Genomic DNA, 14,464 nt, shown 5'->3' on the forward strand with positions numbered 1-14,464 from the left:
AAGCCCTGATAAGAAAAGAGGGACGGAAATCCGAGAAGATTTCCTCCCTATGTTTAGGATGGACCTGATGGGAGTCGAACCCATGTCCGAAAACGATTTCCCTCTCCTTCTACTATCATAGTACGCTTCAAGATTCCCCACTAGGATAAGATGCGCACGTCTTGTCCCAGCCGGTATCCTCTAAATACGCCCGGTTGCGGGAGGAACCGCAACAGTCGTTTCTCACAAAAATGAGGTCAGGATCTTCCCGTGTGAGTGCAGGAAGGCTGGCCAGCAGCGCTTAGGCTGCTAATGCGTAACTATCGTTAGCGTTTAAATTTAAGTTTGAAGTTTAACGCGACTTCTTTCGGATAGCTTCTAAAGCTGCATCATCCCCGTCGAAACCGGTACAAGCCCTAAAACAGTCTTATTGTACGAGGAAAATAGCTATTTGTAAAGGATTAGCTTTATTTCTTTATCAACTGACAAAATCTTTACTCTATTCTTGATTCTCCATCATTTTGAAAGAAAAGAATACTGTTTAATGAGCGATTTTAGCAGATATTTTTCTATCCCCTCATAGAAAAAAGCAATAACTCTTCTATATTAGACAAATCTACATTTTCTCCTTCTGTTTTTCCTCTTCCGTGCTACAATAAGATTGTTAAATAAATAACCATTCCTTTTCAGAACACTTTTCCCTAAAAGCTGTTCAAAAAGCTATGGACCAAGTTGTACAAAGAGTCTAGAAAAGAAATTGCTTGAAAGATGCCAAGGAGGTTCAAAATGAAAAAACTTAGAGAAATGAGAAATCCGTTGAAATATGTTCAGGGTAGAGACGCTTTGCTTTCCTTCTGTAAGGAAACAGAGTATATGGGAAAAAATTACCTCTTTGTCTGCTCCCACAGCGCCTATGAAGCCTGCCATGACAAATTAGAAAAAAGCTTCGAAGGAACGGATAAAGTTCGTCATTATGAAATCTTCGGAGGCATTTCCAGTGAATCTGAAATTGCCAGAATGCGGAAAATCGTAGAGGAACAGGGAATTGATACCGTGGTTGGTGTTGGTGGCGGTTCCGCCGTGGATACAGCGAAGGCAACAGCCTTTTATGAGAAGAAGCACATCGTCATTATCCCTACCGTTGTAGCCACCGATGCCCCCTGTACCGGTCTTTCCGTGATTTACCACGATGACGGCTCCTTCAAGGAGTACCTCTTCTACCCCACCAATCCGGACTGTGTTCTGGTAGACAGCACCGTAATTGCCAATGCACCGGTTCGCTTCTTAATTGCCGGTATGGGAGATGCGTTGGGAACCTATTTCGAAGGAAGAGCTTCTCTTCGTACCGAGTCTCCCAGTTTGGAAAATGCAGGAATTCCCGGAGCAGGGATGGTGCTTGCCAAGTACTGCTACGAGAATCTGAAGAAATATGGGGAGGCCGCTCTTCTTGCCTGTGAAAATCACGTAGTCACCAAGGCTTTGGAAAACATCATTGAAGCCTGTGTTTATCTCTCCGGTGTAGGCGCTGACAATGTCAATGTTGCCGCAGCCCATTCCTTCTACAACGGTCTTACTTCTTTAGGCGGTCACAGCGCTCCCCACGGAAACTGTGTAGCCTTCGGTACTCTGGTACAGCTTTGTCTTGAAGGAGTAAAGAAAGAGGAATTTGACGAGGTTCAAGATTTCTGCGTTGCCGTAGGACTTCCCATCACCTTGGCGGAACTTGGTGATTTTTCCGATGCAGATCTCCACACCATCGCCAAAAATGCCTGTGTTCCCGGAGAAACCATCCATAACCTGGCAGGAGATGTAACGGAAACAGAGCTTTATGATGCTATGATTGCGGCAGATGCCTTAGGTAAGAAGAAAAAGGGAAGCTGTTAAAAGATATAAAAATAATTTTTTTCAATTCTTTATCATCAAGTCTCCATAAGTACATGGATTATCACCGACATTATCGATAATCCATGTGCTTATTTTTTTCTAGCTATATCATATTCAACATGCTTTTTTTCACCATTTAAAATAGATTGTATAGCATCATTAATTGAGTTTGAAAATACATAAAATGCTCCATTTGGATAAGAAAAATCCTTTTCTATCCCCTTGAATCTCCACATTAAATATTGTAAATTGATAGAGAAAATTAAAAAATAAAATCAGGAGCTTTTATGAAACTTACAAAAATCGTATGCCCTAATTGTAACGGCACATTGGATATTCCGGAGGGAATGAAGGAAGGCTTTGTGAGCTGTAAATTTTGTAATACCAAGATTTACCTGGAGCCTCACAAACCGGATATCACACAAAACATCCATATTGACAAAGTAAACTACAATACTCCCTATACAGCTCCCCCAAAAAAGGAATCCCCAAAATATCTATTAGGGATTCTTCTTGCGGTACTATTTTTACCAAGCATCATTATATTTCTTAGCTTAAGTCGAATTTTCTATCAAAGCTCCGGCTCCTCCACCTCCATTGCAGCAAGTCCAAGCTACTGCACTACGCCGGAGGACAGCACTGTAATCCGCTTCGTGGAACAGGTCTTCGCTAAGCCCGTCTCGGAACTGACTCCTGAGGACTATGGTTCCATTCAATATTTGGATATCCGGAAAAAATCGGGAAAAAGTGACAATGCCGCTGAACAATGGGTATTTTCGTATGCTGACAGCGTAGATGAAGCAGGAGAAGCTTTAGAAAAAAAGACCATTTTCCTCCCCTCTACAGACTCCATCGACGAATCCAGCCTTCAGCCCTTTACGGGTCTAGTGAGCCTAAATTTAGATGGAAATATAAGCTTCAGCTATGATAATACGAGCTATAGCCAAGATTTGAAAAATCTAGGCAATTTAAAGTATTATTCCGATCAAAATATATATGCAGCGGATTTACAAAGGATTCTTCCCCATCCGGAGGAGATTTTAGGACTTTCAGGAGTTAGGTTTTCCAATGTTTTAAGCTTATATTTTTCTCAAGAAAACTCTGAGATTAATGTGGAAAAAATCATGAGTGAATTCACTTCCTTGGAATCCCTTGACGTTCGTGTAGAAGAAACATATGAAGGCGGTCTTCTTTTCCTAAGAAACCTTCCCGCTATAAAAAGCCTCACCCTTAATATTATCGGAGATGACGCTGTTGTTTTCGACCTCTCCCCCCTTTCTTCCCTCAGTAGCTGTACCGACCTTTCCATTACAGGACCTTATCAAGAGCCTCTGGACAATGTCAGCGTTTTATCCGGTATGCCTCAGGTTGAAAACCTAAAGCTTAAGGATATAACAAGCCTAAAGGATTTAAGCTTTGTAAAAAACATGCCAAATCTCAAGTCCTTAAGCCTTGAAAACCTGCCCATTCTTTCCATAGACGGGCTGGCTAATCAGCTTTCCTTAAACAGCCTATATCTGGATTGTAACGATTTGGAAAACGTAAATGCTTTACCTACTCTGACTTCCTTACAAAAACTGTATATCGACTATCATACCTTTGACGTTCCGGATTTACACGGCTTAACAGCCCTGGAAGAAGCGAATCTCCTGGTTTGGGACTTGGATAAGATTGCCCACATGCCCTCTTTAAAGAAACTGACGATTCGAAACTATATGTCCGATTACAGTGCCGACATTTTGCGGGGAATGAATTCTCTGACCGACTTAAGCTTTGTGGGATCCGGAATCACCGGACTGGTAGATACGGACTTGGGAAATGTGTTGCGGGAGCTTCCTGCTTTGGAACGACTGACCATGCTGGGAACTCCTATGGACCGCTATAAGGATTACACGAAAGCCCTTTCCAATATCGGGGTTAGGGAAATGTACTTTTATCCTGAGGATGACAGTAATGTAGCGGATGGTCCGGTTCTCAGCCTTTCCTTAAGCCGAATGGAAGACGACAACAGCACGGAAATACTAGCCCTGGAAAAGGCGGAGATTCACAATGTAGATGATGACAGCAAGAATTTTGATCAAAATGCAAAAGCTTATCTATCTCATTTTAAGGCAGTAAAAAAGCTAATAATTCCCGGCAATAAATTGCAAAGCCTGGATTGTCTGGAAGGATTAAATACTATTGAAGAGATGGATATCTCCGACAATTACATTTCCGATATCAGTATGCTAAGAAATCTCCCAAATTTAAAGAAGGTAAAGCTGTCCGGAAATTCCATTGCCAACATGGAGATCCTACCGGATACGGTAGAGGTGGTTAATTCCTTTGATTAGGAAAATTTGTGTACTGAAAGTTTAGGAATGAAAACGTATCATTCAGGGCTATACGATTTCAAAAAAAGGCAAAATTCTGTTTGATATCCATAGAAAATTCAAGGCAGAAAGAGGAGGCAAATGAAATTTTTTTACTATTTTATAGAAGGAAGTAGAAGTACATATCAATCCCCATTTTTAGTCCAACTTCTTCTCCTTTTCATAGGCCTTATTTGGCTGTTCCGACGTCTAATCATCTTACGAACAGGGGGCAGTTTTTTTGCCCCCTACCATATCGTGGGAGATACTCTTTATATTCATGCAGGATTAATCTGTATCGGAAAACGGGCCATTCCCTTTTCCGAAATGCGTGCCGTCCATGTGGATCCTATCCATAGCCCTCATGGAGGAAGATATTATGCTATTCAAATTCTGAGAAAGTCCGGACTGCATAAATTCTTCACCATTACAAATAACGAACAGGGCAAGGTGTATCTGGAAGAATTGAAGGAAGCTTTACGAAAGCATGGCGTAGGGGTGAGATATCTTTCCAAAGAGTATTGAGGGAAGGACTGTGTTCGTCACTAATATTCGCTCTGATGCAGTAGGAGGCTGCCGTTACTTACTCAGGCTTTGTCTATATTTCGTAACGCTCTTCCCAGTCCATATTGTAAATGCTCTGAGGAAGGAGTTTTGCTCTGCATAGCCCAGCAAGTCAGGGTTGAAACCGAGAAAGCAAAATGACACCCTATGAAGCAATATCATAGAGTGCCAATATTTCATCAATTTACGCCATTTGTCATTTTAAGCAAATATCAAAAGAAACTCTTCTCTTTCGAATTCTTTCACCAATCGGAACTACAACTGCTATAAATTTTCCTCAACTATTCTTTTTTTGATTTTGCAAAACTTTATATGGTGCTAAATCTTCAGAAACCAATCTCCTTTCAAACATAGGAATACCATACTCTCGTTTCATAGCATCAACAGTCACCACCCATTGTTTTCCATATTTACAGGCATCAACACCATTAACCAGCTTTCCATAAGTAATAGCCTTACGAAGGGTACTCTCATTTAGTCCCCATAGTCTGGTAGCATCAGTAAATGCTATAATATTATCAAATGGAGTTTGCACAGATTTTCCATTTTCAAAAAGTTCATCACAAGATAAGTCTAATTCATCATTCCAAATGATTCCATACCCTCCCACGTCAACTTCCACAGCAGAGAATAACTTAGGGTTTTCTTGTAGCGCCTTAAAAGCTGCCCATTTTGAAAATAAGGGTTTTACGTCATATATTTTCGTAATCCCTTCTACAAATTGAATACTTAAGAAAAAATTTGGAAGTGCACTGATCGCTTTAACTTTATGCATCATTTAAACAACTCCTTACTCTAATGGAGCAAGAGATTTAAACTCCTGCGTATCCCACATTTGCAAAAGATCTATTTTATGTAGCTCAATCCATTCCTTAACCATAGTTAATGCCTTAGGGGGCAAATACCCCTCCAAAATCTCGCCAGTCTGGATTGTAATAGCTGCCATTTCTTCACCATACAATGCGTGAATATGAGGCGGATTATGTTCTGCCTGTTGAAAATACATTCTAATGATAATTCCATAAAATCTGGATAATACCGGCATGCTATAGCTCCTTTATATTCATAATATCCACTCTGAACAAAGTGTATTTTATACTGCTTATTGTATCACGTTTCCGTGATTTTTTGTAAATTAATTTCACAAAAGAAGACAGGGAATTCTCCCTGCCTTTTTATCTCTTAATTTCCTCTAGAAAGCTTTTCTGACAACTATTATAGCTTTTCCTTACTAAGCTCCTTCTCGAACTCCCACACATACTCCACAAAATACGCCACTCCAAGCTTTAAAACATTTTCATCTATAGCAAAATAGGGGCTATGCTGGGGATAACGAAGCTCTTCCTCCGGGAAGCCGGCACCAAGGAAAAGAAGGCATTTCGGCGCCTTAAACTTGGCAAAGTCCTCTCCCCCCATCTGAGGCTCCCAATCCAGCACATTTTCTTCTCCAAAAACCTTCGTCGCCGCTCTTCTTCCCGTATCCACACAGGCTGTATCGTTAATCATGGGAGGCGGCCCAAGGTGGTAGTCAACGCTTATTTCCGTTCTTGTAGCCTCTGCCACACCCTTAGACACACGATTTAGAATCTCCGGATACTGCTTACGAATCTCCGGGTTAAAGGTTCTGGCCGTTCCCTTTAAATGAGCCTCTCCGGGAATAACGTTGTAGGCGTTACCGGAGCTAAAGGAGGTGATACTGATCACTGCCGGCTCTAGGGGGCTGATTTCTCTGGATACGATGCGTTGCAAAGACATTACCAGCTCAGAACCGGCAACAATGGGATCAACAGTCTGATGGGGCAGAGCGCCATGCCCTCCCTTTCCATTTACGAAAATGTCAAAGGTGTCCGTAGCTGTCATCACCGCACCGTAACGAATAGAGGCTGTACCTGCAGGCAACTTGCTCCAAATGTGCAAGGCAATCATTCGATCACAGGATAATGCCTCAGTATCCTCCTTCATATAACCGGCCCCACTATCCTCAATGCACTCCTCTGCCGGTTGAAATAAAAGCTTTACAGTAACCGTAAGCTCCTCTTCCATTTGCTTTAAAAGCTTTGCCGTTCCCAGCAGGATGGTAATGTGAGTGTCATGACCGCAGGCATGCATCAAGCCCTCCGTCTTGGATTTCCACGGACAATCCGAAAGCTCCGTCACCGGAAGGGCATCAATATCCGCCCGAATCCCGATGATCTTTCCTGTAGACTTCTTTCCCTGAATGCTGGCAATAACACCGGTTTTGCAGGACTTTTTATAGGGGATCCCCAGCTCATCCATATATTCTATGATTTTTTCCTGAGTATGAAATTCCTGCCAGGACAGCTCCGGATGCTCATGAAAATACCGGCGAAGCTTCACCAGCTCTTCTTGAAAATCTTCCGGCCTAGCTGCTTGAATATCTTTTTGACTATCTGCTTGAATTTCTGCTTGAATTTCTGCATGTCTTTCTGCGTGGATATTTGCTTGGATATCCGCTTCGTTATTTACTTTCTTATGATTATCCATTGTTTTTGCCTCCGTCCTTAATCTTAGCTTGAATACGTTTTCCTACTATTCTTTATTACTTTCTCTCCTACCGTTCTCTCCCACTATTCTATCTTACTATTCTTTATTGCTATTCTTTATTGCTATACTTTCCTACTGACCTTTCTGACTATACTATCCTACTATTTGTCTTGCCATTTTCCCATTCTATTCGCTTTGAAAAGCCATGACAATACGATTTTTCCCATAAATCCGGGCAAAAACTCATATCATTCAATATAATTATTTATTTTTTAGCAATTATACACAAAATTTAAGAACTTTTCTCTCTACGATTTTCTGTCCTTTAGTCTCATTTCTCCATAAAATAGCATTGTAAAATAACGATATTATGATATCATTAATTTATTTAAACAATAAATTTTGCTTATCTTAGGAGGTATTTACAAATGAGGACAATTCCCCAATTCATTATGAAGAGGGTCCAGGGACGGGTTTTAGCTGTTGTGACATTTTTACTTGCACTTACCCTGTCTCTTGGATTTATGCCATCCAACCTGCAGAGGGTATATGCCCAGGAAGAGAATCTCTATCTGGATGGTAAAAACGGTAACGACGAGAACGATGGAACTACACAGGAAACTGCCGTAAAATCCTTCGAAAGAGCAAAAGAACTGGCAACGGAAAATCCTTATATCGAGGTTATTTACGTTGTAGACACTGTTCCTGTTACCGGAGAAGTAAGTCTGGACAATACCAATGCCATTCTTATGAGAAACCCGGGATTTTCAGGATATCTTTTAAGCATTCCGGCCGGAAAAGAAGCTACACTTCGAAATATTACCATAGACGGTGGCGGAGAAAATGACGGAAAAACCAGAGAATCTCTGATTAAGGTTTCCGGCAATCTAAATATTGAAGAGGATGCCATTTTAGAAAACAATTTTGTAACTGTTACTGAAGGAATCGACGCTAACGGAGGTGCTATCTACGCGATCTCCGATACCCAAAAGGTTGTCATTAATATGACCGGCGGAATTATCCGGAACAATAGCGCTTTCTTTGGCGGCGGAGTATTTTTATTAGATAATACCACTTTCAATATGTCCGGCGGAGAAATTAGAGAAAACAAGGCTATTTCCCCTAATACCTTTAACGGCAATCCCTTTGTAAGTGGTGGCGGTATCTGCGCATACCGCAGTTCTACCATTAACCTAAGCGGCGATGCTTTGATTGCTGATAACTACTGTCATGAGTATGGAGGCGGTATTGCACTGGGCTCTATCATTGACGTTACCGAAGGGAATACCTTAAATATGACCGGCGGAACCATCAGCGGAAACAAAGCAGGAGCAAGCGGTGGCGGTATCTTTATCCAGTGCGGACTGTCTACCGGAAATTCCGTTGCCAACATTTCCGAAGGAAAGATTATTAACAATGCCATGACCGGTGAAGGCTATGGAAACAAGCATTTTGGCGGCGGCGGTATCTACGTAAACGGTAAGGCGGAAATCCTTCGCGGTAAGCAGGGTGTTTTAAACCTGACCAATGCATTGATTACCGATAATACCGCAGGGACTGAAGGTGGCGGATATGCTTCCTGCCCCACTTCCAATACAGGAATCAATGTAAAGAACGGTGTTGCTATCTTCGGAAACCATTCTGAAAAGGCACAGGATATTTATATCGAGGCGGGTTACCGTTACGGTTATGTAAGTAGCGGTTCTCCCAAGTACGCTATCTCCTCCTTTATGTTGGGTGGAACTCCCTATAACTGGAAAAATGATGAAAATGAAGAGCTTCCCATCAACAAGTTAGAGGGTGAGTTAAGCTCTGCTACAGGCGAAATCTTAGGATTACACTCTGATGTGACCGAGGACGCTGAGGCGGAAGGCTTGGCCAAGGTCATCATTTCCGGAAATACCTCTGCTACCCGTGGCGGCGGAATCGGCTCCAACGGAACCGTAAACACCGGAGAAAAGAAGGTTATTTCCATCAAGGTCAATAAGACCTGGAAATACGACAATCCGGAAACCCGTCCTACCAGCATTATCGTAGAACTTTATCGCGTAAATAAAGAAGACCCGGCAAATCCCATTTACATCGGCCAAGAGACTATGACCGAAGCCGATGATTGGAGCATCAGCTTTAAGAACCTTCCAAAGATTGATGAAAATGACGAACTTTACCAGTACACCATCAAGGAAAAAGGCGCTGAGGGGTATTCTGTGAAAATGAGCGGAAACCAGACCAGCGGATTTAAGCTTGTAAACGTTCCCGGAATCATTCTTACCGTAGAAAAGAAGTGGAACGGCGAAAGTGCAAATCAGGTAGAGATTAAGCTTTTGGCAGATGGCGCAACCAAGGAGAAGGTAACTCTTACCCAAGCCGATCAGTGGAAGCACAGCTTTGTAAATCTTCCCAAGTTTGATGCCAATGACGGACACGAGATCGTTTACACCGTAGAAGAGACGGCATTAAGCGGATATACATCAGAAATCAGCGGAGATGCGGCTAACGGATATATTGTTACCAATACAAAGACCATTACTCCTCCAAGCCCCACTCCTGAAACACCGCCAACACCATCGCCAAGACCGAACAGACCTTCTACCCCTACACCATCCACTCCTACACCTTCTAATCCCACACCATCCACACCTCCTACCCCAACGGTAGCCGGTGAGTCCAGACCTACACCTACTCCGGACTCCAGTGAAGTGTCGGAAAATGAAGTGAATCCTGAGCTTGTTCCTCAGGTTTTAGGAGAATCCAGACCGGTAGCAGACAATAAGCGTGATACCCCAACCGGAGACAGCTCTAAGCTTCTCCTCTGGGCAGGCTTCTTCGGTCTATCCGTATTAGGACTTGCTTACTATGGATTAAAGAGAACAGTGAAGAGATAAGATTTCAAAAAAAGATGTCGTAGATTTTCTACGGCATCTTTTTTATATAAAAAGAGCTGCAAGCTTTATATAGATACGCTCTGATGTAGTATAGGCTGTAATCGGGGCACGCTCCCGCTAACCCCGCCAACGCATCGGTACTAAGCTTCAAGCATCGCTTTGCTCACTTTCAGCAAGTACCGGCGGGCTCAGATTGCCCCTCTTACAGCCTATACTACATCAATCGCTTTCAACTATATAATTTAATTTATACAGCTCTTTTTATTCTAATGATTGATTTGAAAAGTCTACGATATCTTATTTTGAAATTGCCTCTATGGAGGCTTTAAGCCCCTTAACAATATCTTGAAGGGGCAAGGATGGTTTGTCCTTTTTATCCAATGTCTGTTCAGGGATATAGGGAACATGAATAAATCCTGCCTTGATGGGCAAAGCATTTATCTGAATATAATACAGCACTGAATACAGCAAATGGTTACAAACATAGGTTCCCGCTGAATTGGATAGTGCAGCGGGGAGTCCTTCTTTTTTGATAGCTTCCACCATGGCTTTTACCGGCAGAGTTGAAAAATAGGCATTTTCCCCATCGAGATAAATGGGCCTGTCCACCGGCTGATTGCCTTCGTTGTCCGGAATTCTGGCGTCATCTATGTTAATGGCAATTCTTTCCGGAGTAATCTCCGCCCTTCCTCCTGCCTGTCCTATGGAAAGGACAAAATCCGGCTTTTCTTTTTCTATGGTCTCTAGCACAAGTAGAGCAGACTTTCCAAAAACTGTTGGTACTTCTAACTTTAGAACCTCAAGATTTCCTATTTTATCCGGTAGTAACTTCATGGCCTCCAGTGCCGGGTTAATACTCTCCCCATCAAAGGGAGTAAAGGCTGTCAGTAATATTTTCAAGGATTAACCTCCGATTCTAATTCTTTTATGAGTTTTTCAAGAGCTTTTTAAGAGCTTTTCCAGAACTTTGCCAGACATATTCTAATACTTTTTTAGAACTGTTCAATATCTTTAATACAAGAAATCCCCTGCTCCTCTCCCGCTTTTTGAAGAGTTTCAAAGGGAATACTCCCCTCATCAAAGTATAGTTGATTTCCTGTTTCCGATAGTTGGGTAACAAGGATGGAGAGTTTGGGATACTTGGGACGTTTTGTTTCGCCCATAGGCTCTAAGCAATTTACGGAATCCCTATCTCTTCGTACCGGTGCAAAAAAGGCTTCCAAGCTTTCGTGCTTTGCATAGCGTAAAGTCCCCTGCCATTCATTAGGCTGATTGGTCAGATCCTCTCCCACGCCGGGAAGTTCAGAAGGATCCACTTCGCAGGGTAAAGGGCCATTTCCGTGACGGGTGACATAAGGGCGAGTCACATAGATAGCTTCCTCTAGGGATAAGCCTCGTTTTTCTAAAAAGGTAGTCGAATTATGGATTCCGGTTTTGGAAGAAGTCAAATGAGGAGCATAGGTTTCATAGTCCTGATCCAAAAGTAAGCCCTGTCCTGTCTCAAAAATCAAATGATGAAACTCCTCCAGCCATTTTCTATCCGCATCCACTAATTTCAGTAGCTTCACATTCTCCTTTACTTCCTCTACAAAGTTTTCCAGTACCGTCTCATTATTTAGCATCTCATAGTAGGGATTCGAGGGATATATTCTCAAGATTTTTGCTCTTCTTTCCGTATATTCTTTTCGAATCTGCTTTAAACGGTCTACTAAATCTTGCTTACTCCATCTAGCAAGCTCTTCCAGGGTAATTCCGTATCCGGCGGCATTTCGCTGCACACATTCCTCTATGCCCATACCGCAGGAACCGTGGCGATTCTTGCCTCTGGACACCTCCGCTCCCATATTTAAAAGTACATCCTCTACAGTCGTTACTCGTACATTTTTTTCAGAATAAAGGATGGGCCGGAAGCCGAAGAGCTCCGTAAACGCTTTCACTTCCTTACCAAGCTGAAATAAGTCCGGCATAAAGCTATCGGCAAATAAAGTAGGCACATGGTACTCCGCTCCGGCGCCAATCTGATGATGGATAAAACGCCATTTTCCTTTAGGATCTTCTACCGTGTGCCCTGCCTGTCCGCCGCCATTATGTTTAATAATCAACGCATTCTTAAGGGATGAGGCAAGACGGCTACAAGTATAGCCCTTTCCTTCATCCCCAAAATTCTTGCCGATAACTGCAATTGTTCTCATAAATTAATCTTGTTATCCTTTTGCTAATGACTGCTATTTCTTACAAGTATGAGTTCATTCTCTGCCATTAACTGCTATTTTCTCATAGCTAAATATTCAGTCCCTGTGCCTATGACAGTGATTATGCTTATAGGAAAATATCTTCATCCCTTTGCAAAGATAACTGTGCTAATGCTGCGCTAATCACAGGACGATTGATTTCATCCCAACGCCCAAGAACTTCCTCTAAATCAGCTCCCTTTTGCAGCTGAATGGCACTGATAATAATTTCCGGAAGGCAGGAAATGTCCTGTCTTGCCAGTACGATACAATGCCCCGGAAGCAGCTTCTCATTTTCCTGGCTGTGTCCGCCAATCATGATATGGAAAACATGGAAGGATTGCTTTACTTCATTCAATAAATCCTCTTTGGTGACAGTCCTTTCGATTTCATCTCCTATAACCCGGGCAATCGTTGCTCCCACCGAATCACTACGAATCTCCGCCATATCTCCGATGGTAAAAAGAAAGCCCTTTTGCTGTCTCTTCTTCACCGCATCAATATTGGTATGGCGGGATAAGAATTCCCAAAGACAGGTGGGTACCACCTGACCATTTCCATGGTTTTCAAAGTAAATGTCTAAAAGCTGCTCGGCAATACGAATATCCGACTCAAACTGGGTGACCTGCAAGGGGGATGCATCCTGAAAATCCCCATAAGCCGCACACATCAGGGCAGGATCCGCCACGGCACCAGTGGAATACAGTTTGGTAATCAGCTCATTTAAGGCTCCCGTTGCCAGCTCCACCGCAAGATAGCCCATGGAGCCGGTCACATCCAAACCAACAACAATAGGAGTTGTATTGGGATGCTCCTCCGAGTCGAAACACTCTCTGGTTCCGATAAATTTCGGATTCATCTTGGGATTACATTCTCTTCTTGTAAATACTTCCTCAACCCTCTGCCCATTGGAGAGCTTTCTACTACTTTTCAATTTCTGCCAATCTGATGCTGAATAACTGCCGTAACCCATATTTTCCTCCTATTTCATCTTAACAAAACGATGACCGCCAAAGCCCTCTTCGATCACCTTATCCCATGCGCCGAAGTCCTGAAAGGCATCCCCTTCCGGCTCTGCCAATAAAAATTCCTCCAAAAGAGCCGGACTATGGATATTTTCCGCCACGGATTTTGCGGTCTTTCGCAAATCCAGTAAATCCTGATTGCTTCGTTTCCTTTCCATATTTCTCCAATCCCCAAAGAGCATCCCCTCATGAGTAAGAGAATTCACGAAAAGACTGGAAGCCGTAATATCCCCGTGCTGAAGCTCCGAATACTCCAGGGCGCAACAGATATTTTCCATGCGGGAAATGACCCAAGCCAAATGCTCCGAGGCAAAGGGGGCAAAAACCTCCGCGGGATAAAAATAGGGCTTTCTGGTAAAAATCAGACAGACCTTTCCGGTATCTAAAGCAATCTTAGACTTTAGCATAGGAAAACACCTTGATAACTTTACATCCGCCTCCGGAAAGCTAAGACGACTTAAGCCCTGCATAAAAGCATTTGCTCCATCCTCCCGGTCAAAGACATAGACCACCGACTCCCGGCACAAATAGCAGACCATCTCCGGATAAGGATAACGATCCATATAGGAGAGGGTTAAATTCTTGCCATTTGCCATAGGGTAGGTGGCAGTTCCCAGCTCTTCCCATAAAGTATCGCCGCTATAGTCATTTTCCTTCTCGCTTGCCTTGGCCTTATAATAGGCCAAAAGCTTCTTCCGAAACTCATGATTCCCCTTGAACTCCGCATCGGACAGAAAGGCTCTCGCCCCGCAATAGGGACACTGAAATCCGCCGGCACTGCCTAGCTCCAGCTGGGCGCCACATTGCTTACAACGATAGCTAATCATAGACCTCCTTTGATAAGCAAATTCGTTAAGAACTTTCAAAATATAGCAAAGTTTAATTACAGAGAAAGTATAGCATAGATGGAGGGGGAGGTCTATTTGAAGAGATAAAAATAGACTCTTTCAAAAATGAAAAACTAAATTCTACTCATTGACCTCTCGGTAGATTTTACTTCTGCACAGTTGATATTTTCTCTTTCACACCATTCATGGTAT

The 14,464-nt window shown here is 42.7% G+C and carries 11 protein-coding genes and 1 other RNA gene; 4 read left to right on the forward strand and 8 right to left on the reverse strand.

The genetic code is table 11. The features are described 5' to 3' along the window. Positions 1-56 precede the first annotated feature (56 nt). Positions 57-396, reverse strand: a transfer-messenger RNA (tmRNA) gene (gene ssrA / locus HNQ46_RS11715). A gap of 369 nt (positions 397-765) precedes the next feature. Between ssrA and HNQ46_RS11720 the strand changes: the two genes are divergently transcribed. From HNQ46_RS11720 to HNQ46_RS11730, 3 genes are all read left to right on the forward strand, one after another. Beyond that, positions 766-1,863, forward strand: a complete 1,098-nt coding sequence (locus HNQ46_RS11720; protein WP_183684852.1) for a glycerol dehydrogenase — start codon at positions 766-768, stop codon at positions 1,861-1,863. A gap of 287 nt (positions 1,864-2,150) precedes the next feature. Then, a complete protein-coding gene (locus HNQ46_RS11725) occupies positions 2,151-4,196 on the forward strand; it encodes a leucine-rich repeat domain-containing protein (protein ID WP_183684853.1) in 2,046 nt (681 codons plus the stop codon). Between the two features lie 120 nt (positions 4,197-4,316). Further along, positions 4,317-4,739, forward strand: coding sequence for a hypothetical protein (locus HNQ46_RS11730; protein ID WP_183684854.1), 423 nt, complete (start codon positions 4,317-4,319; stop codon positions 4,737-4,739). Between the two features lie 316 nt (positions 4,740-5,055). Here the strand turns inward: HNQ46_RS11730 and HNQ46_RS11735 are convergent, their stop codons facing one another. The 3 genes from HNQ46_RS11735 to HNQ46_RS11745 all read right to left on the reverse strand — a co-directional run bounded on the left by HNQ46_RS11735 (position 5,056) and on the right by HNQ46_RS11745 (position 7,283). Continuing rightward, positions 5,056-5,556 carry a DUF2442 domain-containing protein gene (locus HNQ46_RS11735; RefSeq protein ID WP_183684855.1) on the reverse strand — a complete coding sequence of 167 codons (501 nt, stop codon included), beginning with the start codon at positions 5,554-5,556 and terminating at the stop codon, positions 5,056-5,058. 12 nt (positions 5,557-5,568) lie between these two features. Beyond that, a complete protein-coding gene (locus HNQ46_RS11740) occupies positions 5,569-5,823 on the reverse strand; it encodes a DUF4160 domain-containing protein (RefSeq protein ID WP_183684856.1) in 255 nt (84 codons plus the stop codon). A 170-nt stretch (positions 5,824-5,993) separates the two neighbouring features. Further along, positions 5,994-7,283: a M20 metallopeptidase family protein gene (locus HNQ46_RS11745; protein WP_207720044.1), complete on the reverse strand. Its 1,290-nt coding sequence runs from the start codon at positions 7,281-7,283 to the stop codon at positions 5,994-5,996. Between the two features lie 428 nt (positions 7,284-7,711). Here HNQ46_RS11745 and HNQ46_RS11750 point away from each other — a divergent pair, with 428 nt between their 5' ends. After that, positions 7,712-10,168, forward strand: coding sequence for a Cna B-type domain-containing protein (locus HNQ46_RS11750; protein ID WP_183684857.1), 2,457 nt, complete (start codon positions 7,712-7,714; stop codon positions 10,166-10,168). A gap of 297 nt (positions 10,169-10,465) precedes the next feature. Here the strand turns inward: HNQ46_RS11750 and pcp are convergent, their stop codons facing one another. The 4 genes from pcp to HNQ46_RS11770 form a co-directional block, all read right to left on the reverse strand. Beyond that, the gene (pcp, locus tag HNQ46_RS11755) at positions 10,466-11,068 is read right to left on the reverse strand and encodes a pyroglutamyl-peptidase I (protein WP_183684858.1); all 603 of its coding nucleotides are present in this window, start codon (positions 11,066-11,068) and stop codon (positions 10,466-10,468) included. 92 nt (positions 11,069-11,160) lie between these two features. Then, complete coding sequence (locus HNQ46_RS11760) at positions 11,161-12,360, reverse strand: adenylosuccinate synthetase (protein ID WP_183684859.1); 1,200 nt, start codon at positions 12,358-12,360, stop codon at positions 11,161-11,163. 127 nt (positions 12,361-12,487) lie between these two features. Further along, complete coding sequence (locus tag HNQ46_RS11765; RefSeq protein ID WP_183684860.1) at positions 12,488-13,372, reverse strand: hypothetical protein; 885 nt, start codon at positions 13,370-13,372, stop codon at positions 12,488-12,490. Positions 13,373-13,381: 9 nt separating this feature from the next. Next, the gene (locus HNQ46_RS11770) at positions 13,382-14,251 is read right to left on the reverse strand and encodes a hypothetical protein (protein ID WP_183684861.1); all 870 of its coding nucleotides are present in this window, start codon (positions 14,249-14,251) and stop codon (positions 13,382-13,384) included. Positions 14,252-14,464 lie beyond the last annotated feature (213 nt).

It is taken from the genome of Oribacterium sinus (assembly GCF_014202695.1).
GTDB lineage: Bacteria > Bacillota > Clostridia > Lachnospirales > Lachnospiraceae > Oribacterium > Oribacterium sinus.

What these genes read in the sequence shown, in the direction of transcription:
- HNQ46_RS11720 (WP_183684852.1), top strand. Translation starts at nt 766, where the DNA reads ATGAAAAAACTTAGAGAAATGAGAAATCCGTTGAAATATGTTCAGGGT.
- HNQ46_RS11725 (WP_183684853.1), top strand. Translation starts at nt 2,151, where the DNA reads ATGAAACTTACAAAAATCGTATGCCCTAATTGTAACGGCACATTGGAT.
- HNQ46_RS11730 (WP_183684854.1), top strand. Translation starts at nt 4,317, where the DNA reads ATGAAATTTTTTTACTATTTTATAGAAGGAAGTAGAAGTACATATCAA.
- HNQ46_RS11735 (WP_183684855.1), bottom strand. Translation starts at nt 5,556, where the DNA reads ATGATGCATAAAGTTAAAGCGATCAGTGCACTTCCAAATTTTTTCTTA.
- HNQ46_RS11740 (WP_183684856.1), bottom strand. Translation starts at nt 5,823, where the DNA reads ATGCCGGTATTATCCAGATTTTATGGAATTATCATTAGAATGTATTTT.
- HNQ46_RS11745 (WP_207720044.1), bottom strand. Translation starts at nt 7,283, where the DNA reads ATGGATAATCATAAGAAAGTAAATAACGAAGCGGATATCCAAGCAAAT.
- HNQ46_RS11750 (WP_183684857.1), top strand. Translation starts at nt 7,712, where the DNA reads ATGAGGACAATTCCCCAATTCATTATGAAGAGGGTCCAGGGACGGGTT.
- HNQ46_RS11760 (WP_183684859.1), bottom strand. Translation starts at nt 12,360, where the DNA reads ATGAGAACAATTGCAGTTATCGGCAAGAATTTTGGGGATGAAGGAAAG.
- HNQ46_RS11765 (WP_183684860.1), bottom strand. Translation starts at nt 13,372, where the DNA reads ATGGGTTACGGCAGTTATTCAGCATCAGATTGGCAGAAATTGAAAAGT.
- HNQ46_RS11770 (WP_183684861.1), bottom strand. Translation starts at nt 14,251, where the DNA reads ATGATTAGCTATCGTTGTAAGCAATGTGGCGCCCAGCTGGAGCTAGGC.